Source organism: Methanococcoides alaskense, assembly GCF_027594145.1.
Classification (GTDB): domain Archaea; phylum Halobacteriota; class Methanosarcinia; order Methanosarcinales; family Methanosarcinaceae; genus Methanococcoides; species Methanococcoides alaskense.
This window is the reverse complement of the sequence record NZ_JAQFFK010000003.1, coordinates 382,221-404,473: the sequence shown is the minus strand read 5'-3', so window position 1 is coordinate 404,473 and position 22,253 is coordinate 382,221. Positions and strand designations below refer to the sequence as shown.

Here is a 22,253-nt window from a genome sequence, read left to right as displayed (position 1 = left end):
TTGCTCATGTTATATAAAGGTTTAATATAAACCAGAAAACCAAAGCAGAAGACAGTTTTAATATTTTAAAAGAAAAAAACAATGAGCTTAATGGTAACTCAAAATTTACAAAAAAAAGATGGGGTTTACCGGCATTTTCAGCCGGTAAAATTGTACGCCCGAACCGGGATTCGAACCCGAGTCGGAGCCTCGACAGGGCTCCATGATAGGCCTCTACACTATTCGGACATTGCGTTTGTTTGCTGTGTGAGCACACCCTTAATACGCTGCCAGGCATATAAACCTTTTGCGAATTTAGGATGTTAAGTCCCGCCTCCCAGACTCGAACCGGGGACATCGCGGTGCCTGCGCGTTATGTGCGACAAGTCGCATATTCCATACTACAGCCGCGCACTCTACCACTGAGTTAAGGCGGGTCATACTGAAATCAGCATCATCCCATCCCACTAGTGTGAGATACATCCCCTTCATTGCCACAATAATATTTAATCTTTTCGCCGCATTGCCCATGAAAGCGACAAATGTGAACATAATGATGATCAAAATGAACAAAGGACAGCTGGAATTGCAGAGATTACGGATGAAGTTGTGAAGGAAGAACAGAGAGAAACGTAGAAAAATAACAGAAAAGACGGAACAAAAGAAAAGATGGGGCAGCCTGGATCGAAGATCGATCTTGCTGACACCCTTATTATCCAATATATGCAGATATATCGGAATTAGAAAGTATCAAGTTCGCCTTTGACCACCATGTCAGTGATCTTGGTGATGTTCTCAAGCCAGTCGTCAATTACCACTTCTGCTTCAGACCTGATGGCAGCAAAGTTCGCACCATCTTCAGGGATGACCTGTGCACTTGCCACGAGTGGCTGATCGATAGGCATTCCGATCTGAGAGAGAAGCTTGATATGGACATCGCTTACTTCATCAACAGCACTTACAACATCCCTTGCCATCTGTGTGGAAAGCAGGTTATAGATCTTACCAATGTGGTTGATAGGGTTCTTACCGCTTGTTGCTTCCATGCTCATTGGCCTGCTTGGAGTGATAAGACCGTTGCTTCTGTTCCCACGTCCTACTGAACCATCATCACCCATTTCAGCAGATGTACCTGTAACGGTAAGGAAAACGCAGTCACAGCCACCATCGACCTTGTCAGCAGCATTGATGCGGGCTGAAACTATCCTGTCGGTGTACTTGGTAGCAAGATCAAGAACGTACTCGGTCATCTCTTCCTTTGCATTTATGTAGTGGTCCATGTCATCGATGTGCCTGCCGACCATACCGCAGCAGATGGTAAGAGAGATATCATCGTTCTCCCTGAGACCCATGACCTTTATATCTTCCCCGATTCCAGGGATCATCTTTTTCTTAAGGTCTGTCAAAAGTTGCCTTTCGGTGTTGTAGACGACCTGTTCAAGTTCAGAGAAAGGAGCGTGGCCTACACCGAATGAGGTATCGTTCGCCATTGGAACATGGTCCCTGGTGAAAACATCCCTGAGATCAGAAGAACCTGTACCAAGCTTGCAGTCAATGATCATATCACGCTCAAGGTCCATAGCAGGAATGGTGTTACGAACATATTCACGTGCAGCCTGGAGGGCAACTGCCTCTGCAGGGATCTCCATACCATCGAATTCCATGGTAGCCCTTCCGACAAGAAGAGTGTAAATAGGCTTGAGGACCTCGCCGCCTCCGAATTCAGGCCGAGACCTTCCTGCAACGATCTGAGTCTCTATCTGTGTTGTGGTGAAGGATAGCTCCACACTTGTCAATGTATTCTTTACAAAGAGCACGGCTCACAGCTTCTGCGAGACCATCACTGATACTGTCCGGATGACCTATACCTTTCCTTTCAACAAGTTCGGTCTCCTGTTTTTCGATAGGAGTCTCATGGAGATGTTCCACTTTGATATTTCGGATCATATTTAGCCTCTTTTTGATAAATTTGATAAATCAGATAGAAATGTGAAAACCACATGTCGGTTGGATTCAATCTATAAGATGAACAATTTATATATAATCATTACTACCCATGTGAACATTCATAACCTCCAGTAATAAGAGTAGATGATGAAAAAGGATGGAAATAATCGTCAACGTTCTCAATGCTACCATGCAATACTTATAAAGGATAAATGTGTTTCAAGACATAGACCCAAGAACAGTTCTATAATAGATAGAACAAAATACAACTAAACCCGTTCTGTGAGAAGGACTTCATATGATACGTATTGCAATACCTAACAAAGGAAGATTACACGAGCCCACCATACAGATGTTCAAGGAAGCAGGACTTCCCGTACTTGGTGGTTCCAACAGAAAGCTGTTTGCAAAAACAAACGATCCGGAGATCACATTCCTGTTCGCAAGAGCAGCCGACATTCCGGAATATGTTCAGGATGGGGCGGCAGATGTCGGCATCACCGGACTGGACCTCATCTCTGAGACCGAGTCAGATGTAGAGATGCTCCTTGACCTCAAATATGGAGGAGCAGACCTTGTACTTGCAGTACCTGAAGAATCAGACATCGCATCGGCAAATGACCTTGAGGGAATGCGTGTGGCAACTGAGTTCCCCGGCATCACTGCAAGGTATTTCAAGGATCTCGGGATAAACATTGATGTAGTAAAGGTCAGCGGTGCATGTGAAATGACACCGCACGTGGGTATTGCAGATGCCATTGTGGACATCTCCAGTTCAGGAACTACACTTTTGATGAACCATCTCAAGGTCATCGAAAAAGTGTTCTCATCATCCATATATCTGATCGCAAATCACGAAACAGCAAAAACGGAAGAGAAGATAGAACACATCAAAACAGCCCTTGAGAGCGTAATGCATGCCAAAGAAAAGCGATACCTGATGATGAACGCTCCAACCACAGTGGTCGATGATTTAAAGGAAGTGCTTCCCGGACTTGCCGGACCAACTATAATGAAAGTCGAATCCAAGGATAATATCGTGGCAGTACATGCCGTTGTGGACGCAGACATCATCTTTGCCACCATTACAAAGCTTAAAGCTGCAGGTGCTTTTGACATACTTGTAATGCCTATCGAGAGAATGATACCCTAAAGGTGACAAGATGAGCTTTGAAGTGATACCAGCAGTCGATATGAAAGACGGCAAATGTGTACAGCTCGTGCAAGGCGTACCCGGAAGCGAGATGATATCCCTCGAGAACCCCGTTGAAGTCGCCCTTGACTGGGTTTCCCAGGGCGCAAGGACACTACACCTTATCGATCTTGATGGTGCAATAGAAGGGAACAGAACAAATGCACCCATTATAAAAAAGATCGTCGAAAAATGCAAACCCCAGGGAATATACATCCAGGTGGGTGGAGGAATACGTTCCTTCGAAGATGCTGCAGCTTTACTCGATATTGGTATTGACAAAGTGATCCTTAGCACCGCTGCATTAAAGGATCCCGAACTTATCAAAAGGCTCTCCGATGAATTTGGAAGTGAACACATAAATGTTGCACTCGATTCAAAGAACGGAAAGATATCCATCGAAGGTTGGACAAAGGAATCAGAACATACAGCAGTTGAGATGGGAAGCCAGTTTGAAGAGAAGGGAGCTGGAAGCATCCTGTTCACGAACATTGACTCCGAAGGCCTGTTAAATGGAGTGGACCCGAAACCTACTGAAGATCTTGTCAATGCTGTCACCATACCCGTGATCGCATCCGGCGGTGTGACCACCCTCGAAGATATTGTCACACTGAAGAACACCGGAGCAGCAGGTGTTGTTGTGGGAAGCGCACTATACAAGAAAAAGTTCACACTGACAGAAGCAATAGATATCATCAGTGATGAAAATTGAGCATCGAAAACGGCAGAGGAACAGCATGAGAAACGCAAAGATCGCACGCAAGACAAAAGAGACGGATATCCAGATGGAACTCGATCTGGATGGCAACGGTTCATCGAACATTGATACAGGCATCGGTTTTTTCGACCACATGCTTACCGCTTTTGCAAGACACGGTAATTTTGATCTGACCATCGAAGCCACCGGTGACCTGATCGTTGATGAGCACCACCTGATAGAGGACACTGCAATAGTTCTTGGCCAGGCGATCTCTGAAGCACTCGGAGATAAGAACGGGATCGCCAGATTCGGAGATGCACGCATCCCCATGGATGAAGCCCTTGCAGATGTGGTTCTCGACCTTGGAGGAAGGACCTACCTCGTAATGAATGCTCAGTTCGAATCCCCAAGGGTTGGTGAGATGAACACTCAACTTGTGAGACATTTCTTTGAGTCCCTGACAGACAATTCAAAGATGAACCTGCACATAACTGTCACAGGTTACAATGACCACCACAAGATAGAGGCCCTTTTCAAAGCCTTTGCATACGCCCTCCGCCGTGCTGTCAAGATTGAAGGCGAAGGCATCAAAAGTACAAAAGGTGTGCTTTAAAGCAACCTAACAAAATGGAAAAGCCGTATAATTACGGCTTACTTGAACTTTTTTTGCAATCTTTTATAAAAGTCCTGCTCTGGACCATTTGATTTTCTTGACAGACGCTCGACTATGAGCTCAGGAGTGCTCTTTGCAACATAATTGTACCTTGGAGTCCTTTCAACTATAAGGTTAAGGTCCTTGTCAAGCCCGCTTGCCTCGATGCCATCAACACGTACATTGCATTCAGTGTTCTCAAGTATCAGTTCTGATAAATGGGACACAAAAATTGACATGCAGTTATCATTCTCAGAAAGCACCTCCAGTATTCCCGAGATGATCTTTGCAGAAGCTCCCGGCTCAGTAATGGATTCCAGTTCATCTGCCAGAACGAGCTTTGAAGAATCATTTGCAACAACCGAGAAATCAACAAGGGTAGTCTCGAAAGCTCCTGCATCCAGAGTACCTTTGGATTTTCCAAAATGATAGAACTCTTCCGCAAGACCTATCTCCATGTTCATGGCAGGGGTTGGGAAGCCCATGTGAGCAAGGATAACACACTGTGCCACCAATTCAAGCAGAGAGGTCTTTCCTCCTGAATTGACACCACTCAAAAGGACAACTCGACTACCATTCCCATCGGGATCATAGGAGGTGTTGCCTACCGAATAATCAATAGGTACGACCGAACCATGCCGCGTTCTTATGAAAAGGTTCGATGCCGATTCGAACGCAATACCAGTCCCTTCAATGAAATCAGGAAGATGAAGGTCGAACTCCTTTGCAAAGCAACCTATTGAAAAGCCCACATCGAAATCAAGGGCTTCGTGAACCATCCTCTGAGCAATATCATGGAACTCCGAGAGTGTCCTCGCAATATTGCATTTGTGCCGAACCTTCAGTTTTTCCACTTGGTTTGCAATCTGTTGCTTAAAAGAATACAGGCATTCCTGTTTCACTTCAAGGGGATGGGTGATCTCATCCGAAAAAAAGGAATCAAGAGACAATAGCTCATTTCTTTCAAGCTCCAGATCTGCCGCGATCTTCTCTTTTGCATTCTTGATAACAGAACGATAAGAATGGAACAGCTCTTTTTCGAGCAGGTCCTTTATCTCAATTTTCCCGTTCATCACCTGAAGCATATCCTGACCGCTAAGCGTTAATTTGCTCTCCTCCAGAAAAGAATTAAGAGTAACATTAGCAGCAGTAATGGTTTCTGAAACACAATTATCGACATTTCTGGAGATCATCATAAGGCGATCGATACTGTTATCAGAACCCTCCCTGACATCCCCATCCTCATCTATAAGAGAAAGGGTCTGCTTTAATCTTTCAATGTCATCCTCCGCAATATCTTCAAGGGAACATATCCCTGAAGAGCGTAATATCTCGACCATTTGGATACAACATTCAAGTGTGTTGAGATTCCTCGCAAAGAAGTATATCTCCTTCTCCGGCAATATCTGCCACATATTTGCTTTGCGAATATCAGGAATGAACTCAGGATCAACATCTTCAGGAAGGTCGAAGGACATACACTTGTCATCGGCAGCAACAACATGAGAATAACCCCTTGCAGTATCAACGAACTCCCCCGCACCCTTCACGAACTGGACATCCAGAAGATCCCCGAACATCTGCCGTGCAACTTCATACTGCTTGCTATCGGCGGTCAGAATTGCCCTGGACCTAACTTTCGGCGGGTTACATTTGACATCCAGAGCCTTTACATTGGATAGAAGCGAGATAAGTTCTTCATTGTCCCCCAATACGCAAGCAGTCCTAATATACCCGGCAACATCCTTTCTAATATCCTCGATGAGTGCCTTTTTGCTTGCAGGATAAGGTATGTAGACATGAAGCTTGTCCTTTGCATATCTTGTATGTGTGAACTGCTTGATGATATCCAGAAGCCTCTCATAGATATCCGAAGCTTCCTTTGTCTTAAGGAAATCTTCCATACTAACACCTTCGAACTGTGCACGCACTTCGTGTACCAGAGAAATAGCATATCTTTGCCCCACTCCTTCAACTTCGGAAATACTTGCGATATCACCGCTTAAAATAGCATCCATTGCCCTATCCTCCCCACCAAAATGCTCCTGAAAGCGTTTCGCCATTTTCTCACCAATACGCGGAATATCCTGTAACCCATTCATTTTCTCACCCATTTTCATGCAAAACTATCCAGGGTACAGCCGGCAATGCCCCTTTCAACCTTATAACGATCTCTTTTTGACATCTTGCTCATCGAAGCAGAACTCTTAGGCTGAACTTTTTTTGCAAGCCCAGGATTTCTCCTTGAATCTATCATCTGGGAATTATAATAGAGATCCCAGAGCTCATCCACATCATCCGATGTTGATGTTGACCGAAGGCTTTCCACAAAGGATGCGGTGATCTTTGCAAACCTATCAAGTCCAATAAGATCGCCATTGCCTACCCACGCAGAACTATTTTTGATAACTGCCACAGGAACGTCTGGATTTTTCCTGACAAGCCACCTGCAAAACATATCCGCGATATCGTGAGGAGTATCAATAACAACAGACAGTATACCACCTTTAAGCTCCGGTCGTGCGAACATACACAACCTCTCGTATGCTTTGCCAACCTCACGCATATAATTATAATACCGTTTTGCGATCTTGCCCTTCCCTGAATAAAGTCCATCAGTATCGCCATTACAGAAAACCAACAGTCGCACAAGCCCAGCAGGATCACATTCCTTGTGCCTTAGAAGAAGATCAACATACCGTAGAGGATCGGGGTCGAAACTTGCCATACGAGGTTTACTTTTTCCGAAGATCTCCTTAGATAAGGACTCGGACCTATAGGAAGGATCAAAACCTACCATATTTATCTCACCCTCGATACCTGAAAGATCGAGTTTCCCCTTAAGCTCCCCCACATCGCTCGCAAATATCAGTTCAGAACCAGGATCTTCCCTGAAAGCTAAACATGCAAGCAGCACACCCTCTACACTTGACCTGAAGGCTATTATCATGAGCAAGCCCCTATAAAAGAGGAAAGGTTCGTCTGCCTTGAACCATTGATCGAAATGTAGGGCCTTGCACGGGAAACTACGACACCCACCCGGGAAAGTTCCTGCTCGGAAACTATCGGACGGGCACGCACGATCCGGTTAGCACTGATCGGCCCGATACCGGGAACAAGGAGCAGATCGGACATTTCAGCGGAATTGATATCCACCGGAAAACGATCAGGTTGCGATCGTGCAAGCACTTCCTTTGGGTCAGCATTTGAGAGATACCCATGCTCATCATAGATCTCATCGAGATCGCTTGACCTGAGACCATAGTCCTTTAAAAGAAAGGACATCTGATACAACCTCTGCTCACGCCATTTCGGCGAAGGGGACCCATTCTCGAGCGGAGTATCAGGCACAGGGTCAAAGCTCATAAAATAAGGTCTTCGCAATGCATACTTGTCCATGAACTTGTGGACCGTCTTCACGACCTCTTTGTCAGACTCAGGGACCGCACCCACCACGAATTGAGTGTCATTTGCACCAACCATTTTTCCCATACCGCAATATTCACTTCTTTTCTTCTCAATGAGGTCCCTTGTCCATTTCAACCTCTGCAGAACATCGTTCTTATAATCGAAATTCGGGCATATCTCAGAATAATTAACAGAATTGGTGGTCTCCGCATTGACACCGAACTTATCCGCATGATCTGCGATCTGCTCGAGAAGATATTTCGGAGTGCCAGGCATCACACGAATATTGATATAACCTTTAAAGCCCTGACCTCGCAACAGTTCCACCACCTCTAATTGCTTCTGCGAAGTATACTCTGCATCCCCCATGATGCCGGAAGACAGGAACAGACCCTCGATGGCATTCCTTCTGTAAAATGACCAGGTGATCTTTGCAATTTCCGCGGGTTCAAGAGAAGCTCTTTTAGTCTCACGCTCACAGCGATTTGGACAATAGGCACACTCACCGGCACAGGAATTAGATAACAGTGTCTTATAGAGCTGTATGCACCTTCCATCGGGACCAAAAGCATGACAGACAGCACTCTGATTGCAACTGTCATATTTAGTACCTGCAGAGAGGATCTGCATTCTCTCAGATAAGGTCAGATGATGTTCGTTCTGTCTATAAGCACTCATTGAATGATAAATTGGCACTTAATTATATAACCGACAGCCAAGCGAGGTGAAAGTATTATTTAAAAAAATGCCAAAAAACCGTATAAAAAAGAACAGTGCGAAATAATGTAATAATAGGTAGGAACAATGCAAAAACGAAAGAAAATTGGTACGTTCAATGATCATTTCTTGACATGAATATCAAGTTTGATCTTAGTGACAGGTTCAAGTTTCTTCCATTCTATGGTTGTGTCCTCATCAAGTACACAATTCTGAACAGATTTTTCCGAGAACTCACCGTTTATCTCATAGACGTAAAGGCCTTCTTCACCATCGGTCGAAACGATAACTTCACGATCGCCTTTTTTCTGGACTTTGATAGCCGCAACTCCACGAAGAGCATCAAGCAACGTTGTACCTTTTTCTACCTCTATTAACTTGGTAGGTGCGAACACGTTCATAGCAAGATAGATATTCTCCCTGTTAGGCTTCAACACGTGGGTTTTCCCGAAGATCTTCCGCTCAACAAGATCAGCCTCTTCCAATATTTTAGCGTGTTTTGCAGCCACAGGTACGGAAATACCCAACATCCTGGCAAGTTTAGAGATGTGGCGTTCTTCCTCCTCAAGGAGTTCAAGCATCCTGATACGTGTATCGCTTCCCAGGGCATGGAATACTTTATTATCTAACTGACTCATAAATGTAAAGAGAACATTTTGGCATATAAACGTGTTGCCACAATGTTAACTCTTTGCTCATTTTTGTTATGTTCGCGGAGCAGAGTTTCATTTAAGTGCTTCCAAACTTTTGAGCACATCCTCTTCACACTTATTCTCTATGATCTTAATTGCTTTACTTTTGTTAAGCAAACCGGAAAATGATGGAAAATCAATATTTCCTCCACCAATAAAGAAATGGTCATCAATTTCCCCATTATTATCGTGCAAGTGAAAATGTGAGATCGAGTCCCCCCATTTCCAGGAAATTATTAAGGTTCCCCCATGTGTTCGCATGCCCAATATCCAGAGTAAAACCATTATCCTCAAGATCAATATCCGGATTCCTGAGCAAAAACAGTCCCATTTTGGCATGTTCTCAATACACATCCTGACACCAGTATCCTTTGATATGCCCTCAAGATCAACAAGTGATCTCTCAAATGACCTCTGTGCATACATCATATCTACAGGATAGGAATAATATCCGGGATGAACTACCAGAACATCGGAATCCAGCTCATTGCACATGTCAGCCATTTCTTCGACCAAACTAATAGCTGCAAGGCGTATAGGCTCCCTCAGGCTGGACAGGTTCATATCAGTACTCGGGGCATGGACAGTATACTTCAGGTCATAGGAAAATGCCAGTTCTTCCTCACGGAAGAGATCATGTAGCCCTTCAGAGAAGATCTCAACACAATCTGCCATCGGTTCGATCATAACAACATCACGATTGCAGCTGCTTGTACATAACTGGCTGACAACCTGAAACAGGATTTTATGGCAGCAATAACCATTTATTTGCTGCCATCTTTTTTAATCGGGTTATTACAATCGTCATAAAATAAAAAGTGCTATTTTAAAAGATGGCCTTATATTAGGTGTTAAATCGAGATAATTGAAGAGTTTACATTCAAAATTTTTATTTTTATTTTAAACTTCAATTCATTATTGCCCCCCATTTACCCCAATTTCCAGCCACCTCAAAAAAGTAGCTGAAGACACAGTATCCCCAAGCCCCACAGTGGACACCGGCTTTTCACAGATGATGGTCGGTAGGATGCACACCGAAAAACCTCTGAAATCTCCGCATACACCACACTCAAGCCGTTCACCACCGATAAGGTCCTGCATTTTATTTACCTGCTTCACCCCTCCTTCACTTCTGGCAAGACCACTCACTGAATCTTCAAGTTGTGACCGCTCAGGCAGTCTTCCTGATGCTGCGAAAACTGCTGCACAATTCACACCGAACTGCATGCTCTGCATCTCACGAATCGAACTGGAAGCTCCTTTACTGAAAATGCTCATCATGAAATCACGTGTATGCAGGACGATCTTCTTCAGACCGGTAGATGAAGCACATCTTACACAGGCATCCAGGATCGTGCAGGCATCCATTTTCCGTATCATGTCCGAGGGAACACCATGCAATTCAGTAAGCATTACCAGTTCATCCTCATTCATTCCAATGCTATCCACCGTTCCAGCAAGTTCTTTGAAAATAGACACACCCATATCCATGCTCATGAAATGGCCTAGCTCAACATGGATTGGCAGATCAGGATTGAGCGCTTTCCAGTCCTTTAATTGTGAATGTGCCTTTTCAAAACGCTCAGAGTACCCGGAACCGTCAGGATAACATCTCTGTAGTTGGTTGAAACCGGAAATGATCGCACCGTCCATATCTTTTACATGTTCAAGGCTGTACTCCTCGAATTCAGGCGTGATGGTAAGTTCCGTATTAATATCATCATAAGTAGCAATGAAACGGTTTTCTCTGGGTACTATCACCTCTGTGCCAAAAAGATCGAACTGAGTTCCACTGCTAAAATCAAAAACAAAATGGATGATCTCATTTGCATCCTTGGAGGTTGAAGTATCCTGTGGAACAGACTCTCCTGAAAAGATTATGTTACCGCCTGACATCAATGCCTTTATCAAATTGATGTCACCAACAGCATTCATAACGACCTGGTCTGCACCCATGTGAGACATGACGTTTGCCATTATTCCCATATTACCGCCAAGCCGTATCTCACTCTTCTCATAATAACGGCTTTTCAGGAAATGAAAAACATCATCCGAATAAATGAACCATTCGGCACCTGTGCCTTTCTGCATGTGAAGGACCAGTCCCGCAACAAGATCGGTGATCGATCTTATCTCACCCGGACCATCGTATATCTTCTCAAGCAATTCATCCTTATCCACCATCTTCAAAAGATCTGAGATATCCTCCCCGGTTATCGTGTACACAGCATCGATGTTGACATTATACCCACAAAGGACTTTCATGAAGATCCCTCACTCACTTGATCTTGGAAAGAAAACCTGCAAATGCAGCTGCTGAAATGACATCACCAATGCCAACAGTAGCCACAGGCTCGCTGACAACCTTTGCAGGAACAACGATAGCATCATACTGGGGTGTGCGAATGCAGCCATTCTCGAAATCCTCCATGCAGCACATACCACTGCTCACAAGATGGTCCTCCAACCTCTCAAGATCACCATATCCTTTTTCAGAGACAGGAACATCGAGACCTAATGCAGTACTTTCAAGAGAAACGATCTCTCCCTGTAATGCCTGTGCGGCTGCGGTAGTGGAAGCAAACAATAAAGCTTTACGGTGGTCGAGAACAGATACCGGACAATCCTTAGCAACAACACATATGTAAAAACCAAGAGAATGTATATGCACCCTTTCAAGTTCCAGCTCTTTTAAAAGCTTAACTGCGCCTTCAAAAAGAGAAACTATCGCATTCTCGCCCTTATTGATGACAGAATATGCAAGCTCTTCATAACCAAGAACGTTCAACGCATTTGCGACTTCAACTGTATCAAGCCCCAACGAGTGGACGTGCTTTCTTACTATATATTTGAGGATCGAACTTCTGATAAGCTTATTTTGAATGGACGTGAACTCAATATGTATCCTTATATTCGGATTTCCCTCTTTGAGCCTTTCGATCACATTGACGGCTTTATCGATGTAGTCCATATAGGTAGAACCATCTTCATATTCCTCTTTTATCATCTGATAACCGGCAAGTAGCGCACCATCTATATTAGCCTGAAGAGAAGGGATCCGCTCATACAATTCCGGATCCATCTCGATACGGATCCATTTTGGACGGGAAGAGACTATAAGACGATTATCTCTTGGTACAATGAAATTCTCCCCTTTGAAATTAACACCCATGCCCTTTGAGAATTCGAGTATCCAGTTCACCTTGGGCTTATTTTGAGGATCGTAGGCATCCCTGGGATGAACAAGTTTGAGTTGATCACCTTCAACCACCGGAAATAGAAGATTGTCCGAATCTACAAAATAGTCAGCCTGTTCCTTGGAAAGCCATGGAACATAGGTGATCACATTTTGCCCTATAGATGCCAGAAGATTAGAGATTATACCTGCCTGACCACCCATACGTGCATGATCAAAACCCAGATGATCAGTAAGCCATTCATGGACATCGGTCGTATTTGTCGGAACCTCTGCCGCTTTCCCATCACGCATGGCAATAATAAGCCTTGCCACAAGATCTGAAGGGGAATCTATCTCCCGAGGATATTCAAACAACTTATCCTGGACCTCATTTTGATCGACCTGCGCCAACAGCATTGAAATATCTTCCTCGCTTACATGTTTGATAGCGTCAATGTTACTGTTGTAAGCTACGAACATTCCCCTTACATTGTCCAGAGACAAACAAATGTCCTCATAGGACTCACGATAAACAGATTCCCACTTCCCAATATCCATAAGATCACCTTCGATAAAAACCCTTCAAAGCAGTTGTATCATGTAGTATATTCAGCATTGATCCTTACATAATCATACGTAAGATCACAACCCCATGCTTTCGCATTTGCATTGCCAAGGGAAAGGCCCACCATGATAATGACTTCCGAACTTCCCATGATAGCTTCCAGCTTCTGCAGGTGTTCTTTATCTTCAGAGAGGATCTTACCCTCGTTTACAAGATAAACAGTATCCACACCATTGGAAAAAGCAAGAGATAGCCTATCCTGCTCCAGTTCAGCACCAGAATATCCTGCCGCTGCAACAACTCTGCCCCAATTCGGGTCCTTGCCGAAAATAGCAGATTTCACAAGCGGAGAACGTACGATGGCCTTTGCGACAAGGCGAGCATCCTCTTCAGAGACTGCACCGGTAACCTGTGCTTCGATAAGCCGGGTAGCACCTTCACCGTCCTTTGCGATCTGTTTTGCAAGGTCCACAAGAACATGCTCAAGTCCTTCCTTAAATTCATTTATATCAGGAGAGATACCGGTAGCTCCCGTAGCTGTAAGAAGCACCATATCATTAGTACTTGTGTCCCCGTCCACTACGACCATATTAAAGCTCCTGTCAACTGCTTCCTTAAGGCATTCATCAAGTACGTCCGATGGAAGAGCTGCATCAGTGTAGACAAAACCAAGCATAGTTCCCATGTTAGGCTCGATCATGCCGGAACCCTTTGCGATCCCGCCTATACAGACACCACAATCAAGCTCTATCGCAGTCATCTTTGGGAACGTGTCAGTGGTCATTATAGCCCTTGCAGCATGGCTGTTACCCTGAGGTGATGCTACAAGACCGTTCATCACTTCATCGACATTATCACGTATCCAGTCAATATCGAGCTTCCTGCCAATAACACCGGTAGATGCCACTGCGATAAGGTCACTATCGACACCCAGTCTTTCAGAAAGGATAGAGGCCATTTCCCTTGCATCGGCGAGACCTTGCTCACCTGTAAAAGCATTGGCATTGCCACTGTTCGCTATCACCGCTGCCAGTCTGCCATTCTTACCAAGGGCTTCCCTCGTAACGATCAGTGGAGCAGCTATGACCTTGTTCCTTGTAAACACTCCCGCAGCATTCCCTTCAGCCACGATGATCGCAAGTCCCATCTTTCCCGGCTTGATACCGAAAGCACGAACTCCTTTTACTGCACATAGGCCGCTATCTTTCGCTTTCATAACACCACTTTAAATGCCTGCAAGACCGCGAATGATATCGCCGCGGGTTATAAGCCCTACCAGTTCACCATTATCGACAACAGGAAGTCTGTTTATTTTGTGCCGGCTCATTGATCTGGAAGCATCCTCCACAGAACTTTCCGTACCTATCGTGAACACATCCTTTTCCATTATATCACTGATAGGTTTTGAACCAACATCAGAAAGCATCTTCTTGGTGTCTTCCCAACTAATGAGCTCACGTATGGGGATCTCAATTATCTCGAAAGGACTTGGAAGCCAAAGACCGCCGTGCTCAGGGATGTTAAGCAATTTCAATAGATCTACTTCGGAAACGATCCCTACGACCTTACCCTCATCAACAACAGGAACGCCGCTAATGTTCTCTTTCTTCAACAACTGTGCAGTACTGCTAATAGTATCCTGTGGACTGCATACAATGACATTACTGCTCATAATATCTTTTACATTCATGATCATATCTCCTATCGTAATTTATGGGGATGTCGCAGCTATACGAAGACCAGTGGTCTCATCAAAACCACACATAAGGTTCATGTTCTGGATCGCCTGACCTGAAGCACCCTTTACCAGATTATCAATTGCTGAAACAACAACGACACGGCCGGTGTTGGCATCGACTTCAAAACCAATATCACAGAAGTTCGAGCCCCTTACAGCGCTAAGGGAAGGAATATCATCAACGACCCTCACAAAAGGCTTGCCCTTGTAGAATTCGTGATAAAGCTCACGTACATCCTCCAACGACATCTTCTCCTTTGTGAAAAGATGTGCAGTGGTAAGGATACCACGAATGGAAGGAACAATGTGTGGTGTGAAGTTCACATCAGTAAAACCATTGTCCAAACGGTTCAGTTCCTGAAGGATCTCTTCCCGATGCCTGTGAGTGGTCAGTTTATATGCCTGGACATTTTCTGCCATGTTAGGATAATGGGACGCCATAGTAGGATTGATCCCTGCTCCGGTAATTCCGGATTTGGAATCGAATATGGCCATCTTGAGAAGTTTTGCAGCCGCAAGAGGAGCAGCTGACAGAATTGCTCCAGTGGGATAACATCCCGGATTTGCAACGAAGGACTCATCCTTCACTTCAGGATGAAGCTCGACAAGACCGAAAACAGCATCCTTTGGATTAGCATGCTCCATATTGTAGACCTGTTCGAAGACACTTGTCTTCAAACGATAATCGGCACTAAGATCGATAACTTTAGTATTATCATCAATAAGCTCGGGAACTATGTTCATTGCGGTCCCATGGGGTACAGCTACGAAGACAACATCACATCTGCCCCTGATATCTTCAGGAGAAAGGTCCTCAAATTCAATATCCACCAGTCCGCGCAGATGTTTGTGAGTGTCACTTACCGCTTCACCTGACAAACGGCGTGAAGTAGCCGTTTCAATATTGACATACGGATGGTTCAAAAGCAGACGCATCAGTTCACCACCAGTATAACCGGAAGCGCCGACAATTCCTGCATTTATCATATCGGTCATGATGTTATGTATATTTCCAATACTAATTAAGGTTGTTATTTTCTAAATAAGAATAATTATCAACCTTGACCAACATTACATCGAGGGCACTATTAAGACTAAAGGAGAGAAAATGAATACTACCAAAAAGATATATTTGGCAGCACCACTTTTTTCAGAAGCTGAACAGGATTTTAACAGGAAACTGGAAACTGCACTGAAAGATCTCGGATTCGATGTCTTTGTGCCACAGGAAGATTCCAACGATACAGAAGCAGCAAGGGAAGAAATGGACTCCAGCAAGATATTCCAGTTGAACCTTGACGCTATTGATAATTGCGATATAGTGGTGGCAGTCCTCGATGGCGGCAGTGATATCGATTCAGGTACAGCGTGGGAAATAGGGTACGCATATTCAAAGAAGAAAACGATCATCGGCCTGAAAACCGATTTCAGGACACTGGGTCCTGAAGGACTTGTAAATCTCATGATAGGAGAATCCGCAAATGAGCTCAAGACTAATGTATCCGACCTTCTGGAAACCATGAAGAAATATAGATGAAAGCATTTCTTTCATCTACTCTATTTTCACTTACAACAGGAATTGAACTTCTCTTCCTCGATATCCCCACGGGGCTCGATCTCTTTGAATATCTGTCCTTCGAACCAGTACATCTGTGCACCAGTAAGCCATGCATCCTGTGGTAAGCCTGCCTTTAGACAGGTATGGTTTAAAAGATCGATAGCATCAAAATCGTTCTCCGGTGCGACCTGCGGAAGCAACAGCCCCTGATACATACCCATCTTCGCGATCAGACCATGACGACCAATTTCGATTATCTCAGGCAACTTCTCCGGAAGAACATCGATAAGTTCCGGTTGTGTCAGGACCGTGACCTCTACGATAATATCAGACATCTCGGAAATATCGACCATTGGAAAACGAGGGTCCCTTATGGCCGCCGAGATCGCAGAATCTACAATAGCATCTTTCAAAGCCGAATCCGCATAAGGATGACCGATGCACCCTCGCAGATCGCCGTTCTTCGTCAGAGTCACGAAAACCCCACGCGATTCACCGAACACCTCCGGCAGATCGATAGCCTCTGATTGCTCTCCATCTTTCAGAAATGACTCAATAGTATTCCTTGCAAGCCTTACGGCCTGTTCCCCTTCAGAAGCACTTAGCATATTAACCCCCACACAGATTTTATTCAAATTCTCTATATCTTTTTGCAGCAACTTTTAAAGCTTCAATGCCAGGCAAGCTGTCCCCGGCAAGAAAATCAATACATGCCCCGCCACCTGTGCTTATGTGTGAGAACATATTCTCATAACCCATATTACGCACCTCAGCAGTAATGTGGCCGCCGCCAGCAATTGAATAACCGGCATTCGTTGCAGCCTTGATGATCTCAGATGTACCTATCTCAAAGCCCTCTATCTCGGAAACGCCCGCAGGACCATTTAGAACAACGGTCTTCGCATTTTCGATCTCGCTTGAATAGGCCACAATGGTCTCAAGACCGATATCGTTTATTGGAAGGTTCGTCGAAGCCACATCATCGATGTTTGCCTCGATACGTTCTCCATTATTATTAAGAGCAACATCCCTTGGAAAACCGAGCTTACCAGCAAATCTTTCAAGTATATTTTTCGCCTTATCGATCTGGTCGAGATATCCCTGGGATTCGATGAACTTCATATTAGGTTCACCAATATCGACACCTGATGCAGCAAGCACGACATTTGCAACAACGCCTGTGACCAGAACCCTGTCAGCACCGCCACTTGAAAGGACATGCTCAGCCACCTTGAGGGAATCATCGACCTTCGCGCCGCCGAGAACAAATATACACGGAGATTCAGAACCTTTAAGGCTCACATCCAGAGAAGTTATTTCCCTCTCCATGAGACGGCCTGCCCCGGAAGGAAGAAGTCCGGTAAAACCTGTTATGGAAAGCTGGGAACGGTGGGATACCGCAAATGCATCGTTCAGGAAAATATCGAACAAAGGAGCAAGTTTTCGCACCATGTGGGTTCCCTGATGTTCACTAACAGGTCTTTTCAGGGTTTCCTCGGAATAGAAACGCACATTCTCCAGAAGGATAACATCCCCATTTTCCATTGAAGCGATGTTCTCTCTGGCATGGGTACCAAAAATATCCTCGATATAGGTAACCTTCCGACCCAGTGAACTGGACATCACATCAGCATGTAGTTGCATAGTAGTGAAATCGTTCTTTCCTGGTCGGCTCTGGTGAGCTAACAGCACTACCTTCGCATCCTCCAGGTCCCTAAGGGTCGGTATATGGCTTTTGATCCTCATATCATCAAGTATGCCACCGCTAGGGCTCATTGGAGAGTTCAGGTCCACCCTCACAAGAATTGTTCTATCCACTATATCAAAATCGTCTATCGTGAGAAAATCTTTAGCAGTCAAGGTATTCATCACCGGTAATCCTGATCATATAATCCTGATAATTTGAATTTACAATTGAAATTAATGAGATGCACGACACTATAAACCAATCTATATTTATGCATATCTATCTGGGATCTCAAAGGATGTTTTCAAAAATAAGAAATAATGAAGGACATCAAAGGCCGATCAGCGACATAAGCTCTTTGACATTCACATTGTTATTAATAAGCTCTACCATGCGACCGAGCTTATGTTCGCGCCTGAACCTTGCACGCCCTATTAGCCGCTCCATTCTTTCAATGGTCGACATCGTATCCCCTCGAACGAGGATAACAGGTATCTGTGCCTCATCCGCACTACCAAGCACAGCTGCACTTGGCTGAAGATTTCCGGTCAGGACAAGACATTTCACGCGTGCCTCGATCGCAGCCATCTGAATATCAGACCTGTCGCCCCCTGTGATCACAACAGAATTGGGAGTACGCCTAAAATACTTGATAGCAGAATTCACTTCCATTGCCCCCACAAGATAGTGATCCACAAGCACCTCGAGATTCTCAGAACCTGCAAGAACCTCTGCATGAAGGTCTTCAACTATCTCAGAGATAGGGACCGAACGAAGGGTAGTGTCCTTTGGAAGCACACCAAGCACCTTGACCCCTTTATTTTCAAGGAAAGGTACCACCAGCTCACAAACATGCTCAAGCTGTCCTTCATCCACTTCATTGAGAATGACACCTGCGAACATCTCAGGATCGTGTATCAATTCAATATCAGAAAGAATGCGATCCACCGCATGTATGGATTCATATCGGGCGACCAGAAGGATCTTGGTCCCGATGATAGAAGCAACCTGCGGGTCGGACAGACCGTATATTGCCCCGCCTCCAATGCCGCCTGTACCTTCCAAAAGAACAACATCCTTGCCCCTGGATATCTCGCCATAAGCATCGAGAATTGTCTTATCCAGATGCTTTTCGACACCTGCAAGAGCATCTTCCACAAGGTTGTCAGTAAGAAGGATAGGCGTGATGTTCTTAATATCATCCATCAGGTCGAAGAGCTTACGTGCCTGCTCCGAATCCTCATCTGAGAGCACACCATTTACATCCACCAGCATATTACCCACCGGCTTCATGTAACCGACAGAGTAACCCTTGTCCTTAAGTATAGTACCAATACCTGCACACAGGGAACTTTTTCCGGAATATTTCTCAGAAGAACTTATCAATATTGAAGCCACACTGCCCAACCTCCATTTCTTTTAATTTGAATAATTTCAGCATATTCATTCGCCTCCAAGTGTCAGCCTTATGTCCATGGCAACACATCCCTGACCTTCAGGCAACACCATCAGAGGATTTATCTCAAATTCAAGTATCTCAGGGAAATCCGATACAAGTTGTGACACCCTGCAAAGAGTATCAACGATCGATGCGATATCAGAAGAACTTTCGCCCCTTACCCCCGTCAATATAGGATAGGTCCTGATGGATGATACCATCTTTTTGAGAACATCCACTCCAACAGGAGCAACACTGAATGACACATCCTTAAGCACTTCCACGTATGTCCCGCCAAGACCGAACATAAGCAGTGGACCGAATTGCACATCCCTGTTCATACCAATGATGACCTCCTTACCACCAGTGATCATTTTCTGGACCTGCACACCGGAGACCACAGCATGTGGCATGTAGCGTCTCACATCCGACATCATCGTGAGGTATGCCCGCTCAACATCATCCGCATTCTCAAGCCCGATGCGAACACCCCCCACATCGGTCTTGTGTGAGATATCAGCAGAAAGTATTTTCATCACAACGGGATATCCCATATTCTCACATGCATCTAACGCACCTTGCAACGTCTTCACATTGAGGGTTTCCACCACAGGTATGCCATAAGCCCTGAGAATATCAAAGGATTCGAGCCCGAGAGTGCGCCTCCCATTTGAGATTGCATCCCTTAGCAGAGAAGATACGAATTCCTTATCTACATCGAACTTCTCAGGCAGAACATATTCATGTTCCTTCATGACGCCATAGTCACATAGAGCTGCCATGCTGGCAACTGCTCTTTCAGGGAAAGGATAATTCGGAATATGATGACGGTTCAGTATAGCTTCACCCTCTTCGATTCGCGTACCGCCTACAAAACTGCATAATATGGGCTTCTTCGTATGTGCACATTTATCGGCAACCACTTCCGCAATGCTCTTAATTTCCGTCATTGCCTGCGGAGAAGTTAGAAGGATAACACCATCTACGTTCGGATCATCAAGTATCGTTTCAATTGCAAACCCGTAGATATCAGGACGAGCATCCCCCAAAACATCTACCGGATTATAAAGGCTGGCTGCAGGAGGAAGTTTACCCCGCAACTTACCGATAGTGTCCTCATTAAATGATGAAAGGGAAAGCCCCGCGAACTGACAAGCATCTGCTGTCAGAATACCAAGCCCGCCAGCATTTGTGATGATGGCGATGTTACGACCATCGGGTATTGGCTGGCTGGAAAAGGCACGTATGTAGTCCATTAGCTGTTCAACGGAATCAGCCCTGATAACATTACACTGGGAAAATGCAGCATTGTAAGCCTCATCTGAGCCTGCGAGTGTACCGGTGTGAGAGGAAACCGCCCTTGAACCAACTGCGGTCCTGCCTGATTTTATCACAATGACAGGTTTCTTACGGGAGACCTCGCGGGCTATCTCCATGAACTTCGGCCCGTCCTTCACACCCTCAAGATAAGCAGCTATTACAGCAGTATTTTCATCATCCTCCATTTCAAGCAGGAAATCGTTCTCGGACAGATCGGCCTTGTTCCCAAGACTGATGAACTTCGAGAAACCTACCCCTCTTGCATCCGCCCAATCGAGGGTCGAAGTGCATATTGCACCTGACTGGGACATCATTGCGATGTTGCCCTTCTTGGCCATGGATGCAGCAAAGGAAGCATTCAGACCGGATTCAGTATCAATTATACCCAGACAATTCGGACCCACCATACGCATCCCGCGTTCCTTTACGATCTCAGCACACCTACGTTCAAGCTTCGAACCTTCGATACCTGCCTCCTTGAAACCTGCGGAAATAACAACTACGTTCTTTACTCCTGCCAGACCGCATTTTTCAAGCGCATCGGGAACAAGCACAGCAGGCACGACAATGACTGCAAGCTCTGCTCCCCCGGGTGCGTCCAGAATGGTCGGATAGCAGGGCAGACCAAGAATCTCATCGGCTTTAGGATTAATAGGTATTATCCTGCCACTGTAACTTTCAAGCAGATTATCAAGCACCGCCCGCCCCACTTTCCCTTCAGTTCGGGAGGCACCGATGACAGCCACAGAAGCCGGATCGAATAATTTTTCAAGCATTGTGATACCTGTGAATTTCTAAACAATATAAACGATATAATGTCAGACCAGTATTTAACTAACTAACTAACTAAATTATATTGAGAATACTGATAGATAATGTTTTTCTAAGAAAGAACATTTATCGGTTCAGTGGGAAACTTTAGACCAGCATTTCATAATGAAGTTGCACCATTCCTTTTTCATACTGTTTTACATCAAGTAGCTTCAGTTGGGTCTTATAGGCACCTTCACGGAACAATGGAATTCCCTCACCTAAAAGAATGGGCATCACACCAATTATGATCTCATCGATAAGCTTGGATTCAAGGAACTCCCGAACAACTTCTCCACCACCCAGGACCCAGATGTCCTTTTCCGTTTCAGAGGAGAGCTCTTCCACAAGCTCTTTAACAGGAATGTTGGTAAACTTCACAAGATCAGTGTCTTCGAACTTATTACTGTGAGTAAGAACATATGATCGTGCGAACTTGTAAGGCCATTCGATACCAAATGAGAGGATCATTTCATAGGACTTCCTTCCCATTACGACAGCACCGATATCCTTTATGAAAGTGTCATAGAAATCATATCCGGGTATGTCGATAAGCCAGTCCACACTCCCTGACTTTGTTGCAATATATCCGTCCAGGCTCATGGCAATGTATAGAATTTTCTTTTGAACCATTGATTCAACTCCACGAAACCATTGTAAGGGATAATGATC

Annotated in this window: 19 protein-coding genes, 2 tRNA genes and 1 pseudogene; 4 read left to right on the top strand and 18 right to left on the bottom strand. The window is 44.9% G+C overall.

Translation table 11 applies throughout. From position 1 onward, the window contains the following. Positions 1 to 155: 155 nt before the first annotated feature. The 3 genes and pseudogenes from PBV53_RS05790 to PBV53_RS05780 form a co-directional block, all read right to left on the bottom strand. Positions 156 to 228 (bottom strand) — tRNA-Asp (locus PBV53_RS05790). Between the two features lie 79 nt (positions 229 to 307). Then, a tRNA-Tyr gene (locus tag PBV53_RS05785) sits at positions 308 to 416 on the bottom strand. 303 nt (positions 417 to 719) lie between these two features. Beyond that, a pseudogene (locus PBV53_RS05780) lies at positions 720 to 1,926 on the bottom strand (methionine adenosyltransferase). Positions 1,927 to 2,224: 298 nt separating this feature from the next. Here PBV53_RS05780 and hisG point away from each other — a divergent pair. The 3 genes from hisG to hisB are packed head-to-tail and all read left to right on the top strand — an operon-like array spanning position 2,225 to position 4,431. Then, positions 2,225 to 3,079, top strand: a complete 855-nt coding sequence (gene hisG / locus PBV53_RS05775; protein ID WP_270096215.1) for an ATP phosphoribosyltransferase — start codon at positions 2,225 to 2,227, stop codon at positions 3,077 to 3,079. 10 nt (positions 3,080 to 3,089) lie between these two features. Next, positions 3,090 to 3,830, top strand: coding sequence for a 1-(5-phosphoribosyl)-5-[(5-phosphoribosylamino)methylideneamino]imidazole-4-carboxamide isomerase (hisA, locus tag PBV53_RS05770; RefSeq protein WP_270096214.1), 741 nt, complete (start codon positions 3,090 to 3,092; stop codon positions 3,828 to 3,830). 25 nt (positions 3,831 to 3,855) lie between these two features. Continuing rightward, positions 3,856 to 4,431 (top strand): imidazoleglycerol-phosphate dehydratase HisB, encoded by a 576-nt coding sequence (gene hisB, locus PBV53_RS05765; protein WP_270096213.1) that lies wholly within the window; start codon positions 3,856 to 3,858, stop codon positions 4,429 to 4,431. 38 nt (positions 4,432 to 4,469) lie between these two features. Here hisB and PBV53_RS05760 read toward each other — a convergent pair whose 3' ends face one another. From PBV53_RS05760 to argC, 10 genes are all read right to left on the bottom strand, one after another. Continuing rightward, a complete protein-coding gene (locus tag PBV53_RS05760; protein ID WP_270096212.1) occupies positions 4,470 to 6,572 on the bottom strand; it encodes a helix-hairpin-helix domain-containing protein in 2,103 nt (700 codons plus the stop codon). Positions 6,573 to 6,586: 14 nt separating this feature from the next. Then, the gene (locus PBV53_RS05755; RefSeq protein WP_270096211.1) at positions 6,587 to 7,420 is read right to left on the bottom strand and encodes a DUF4130 domain-containing protein; all 834 of its coding nucleotides are present in this window, start codon (positions 7,418 to 7,420) and stop codon (positions 6,587 to 6,589) included. Further along, positions 7,417 to 8,556: a helix-hairpin-helix domain-containing protein gene (locus tag PBV53_RS05750; protein ID WP_270096210.1), complete on the bottom strand. Its 1,140-nt coding sequence runs from the start codon at positions 8,554 to 8,556 to the stop codon at positions 7,417 to 7,419. Before PBV53_RS05750 ends, PBV53_RS05755 begins: the two co-directional genes overlap by 4 nt. A gap of 161 nt (positions 8,557 to 8,717) precedes the next feature. Then, a complete protein-coding gene (locus PBV53_RS05745; RefSeq protein WP_270096209.1) occupies positions 8,718 to 9,233 on the bottom strand; it encodes an ArsR family transcriptional regulator in 516 nt (171 codons plus the stop codon). 87 nt (positions 9,234 to 9,320) lie between these two features. Beyond that, on the bottom strand, positions 9,321 to 9,974 hold the full coding sequence (locus PBV53_RS05740; RefSeq protein WP_270096208.1) for a sugar phosphate isomerase/epimerase family protein: 654 nt from the start codon (positions 9,972 to 9,974) through the stop codon (positions 9,321 to 9,323). Positions 9,975 to 10,202: 228 nt separating this feature from the next. Further along, on the bottom strand, positions 10,203 to 11,552 hold the full coding sequence (locus tag PBV53_RS05735) for an ADP-dependent glucokinase/phosphofructokinase (RefSeq protein WP_270096207.1): 1,350 nt from the start codon (positions 11,550 to 11,552) through the stop codon (positions 10,203 to 10,205). A 13-nt stretch (positions 11,553 to 11,565) separates the two neighbouring features. After that, a complete protein-coding gene (pfkC, locus tag PBV53_RS05730) occupies positions 11,566 to 13,023 on the bottom strand; it encodes an ADP-specific phosphofructokinase (RefSeq protein ID WP_270096206.1) in 1,458 nt (485 codons plus the stop codon). 38 nt (positions 13,024 to 13,061) lie between these two features. Continuing rightward, on the bottom strand, positions 13,062 to 14,246 hold the full coding sequence (argJ, locus tag PBV53_RS05725; protein ID WP_270096205.1) for a bifunctional ornithine acetyltransferase/N-acetylglutamate synthase: 1,185 nt from the start codon (positions 14,244 to 14,246) through the stop codon (positions 13,062 to 13,064). A gap of 9 nt (positions 14,247 to 14,255) precedes the next feature. Continuing rightward, positions 14,256 to 14,720: a CBS domain-containing protein gene (locus tag PBV53_RS05720; RefSeq protein WP_270096204.1), complete on the bottom strand. Its 465-nt coding sequence runs from the start codon at positions 14,718 to 14,720 to the stop codon at positions 14,256 to 14,258. A gap of 21 nt (positions 14,721 to 14,741) precedes the next feature. Further along, positions 14,742 to 15,755 (bottom strand): N-acetyl-gamma-glutamyl-phosphate reductase, encoded by a 1,014-nt coding sequence (gene argC, locus PBV53_RS05715; RefSeq protein ID WP_270096666.1) that lies wholly within the window; start codon positions 15,753 to 15,755, stop codon positions 14,742 to 14,744. A gap of 121 nt (positions 15,756 to 15,876) precedes the next feature. Between argC and PBV53_RS05710 the strand changes: the two genes are divergently transcribed. After that, a complete protein-coding gene (locus PBV53_RS05710) occupies positions 15,877 to 16,305 on the top strand; it encodes a nucleoside 2-deoxyribosyltransferase (RefSeq protein ID WP_270096203.1) in 429 nt (142 codons plus the stop codon). Positions 16,306 to 16,331: 26 nt separating this feature from the next. Here PBV53_RS05710 and PBV53_RS05705 read toward each other — a convergent pair whose 3' ends face one another. The 5 genes from PBV53_RS05705 to PBV53_RS05685 form a co-directional block, all read right to left on the bottom strand. Then, positions 16,332 to 16,934, bottom strand: a complete 603-nt coding sequence (locus PBV53_RS05705; protein WP_270096202.1) for a TIGR00296 family protein — start codon at positions 16,932 to 16,934, stop codon at positions 16,332 to 16,334. Between the two features lie 19 nt (positions 16,935 to 16,953). After that, entirely contained in the window at positions 16,954 to 18,198 is a 1,245-nt protein-coding gene (locus PBV53_RS05700; protein ID WP_270096201.1) for a phosphoglycerate kinase, read from the bottom strand. 145 nt (positions 18,199 to 18,343) lie between these two features. Continuing rightward, on the bottom strand, positions 18,344 to 19,411 hold the full coding sequence (locus PBV53_RS05695) for a phosphotransacetylase family protein (RefSeq protein ID WP_270096200.1): 1,068 nt from the start codon (positions 19,409 to 19,411) through the stop codon (positions 18,344 to 18,346). A gap of 45 nt (positions 19,412 to 19,456) precedes the next feature. After that, on the bottom strand, positions 19,457 to 21,547 hold the full coding sequence (acs, locus tag PBV53_RS05690) for an acetate--CoA ligase alpha subunit (protein WP_270096199.1): 2,091 nt from the start codon (positions 21,545 to 21,547) through the stop codon (positions 19,457 to 19,459). 142 nt (positions 21,548 to 21,689) lie between these two features. Continuing rightward, entirely contained in the window at positions 21,690 to 22,214 is a 525-nt protein-coding gene (locus PBV53_RS05685; protein WP_270096198.1) for a dihydrofolate reductase family protein, read from the bottom strand. Positions 22,215 to 22,253: the final 39 nt, after the last annotated feature.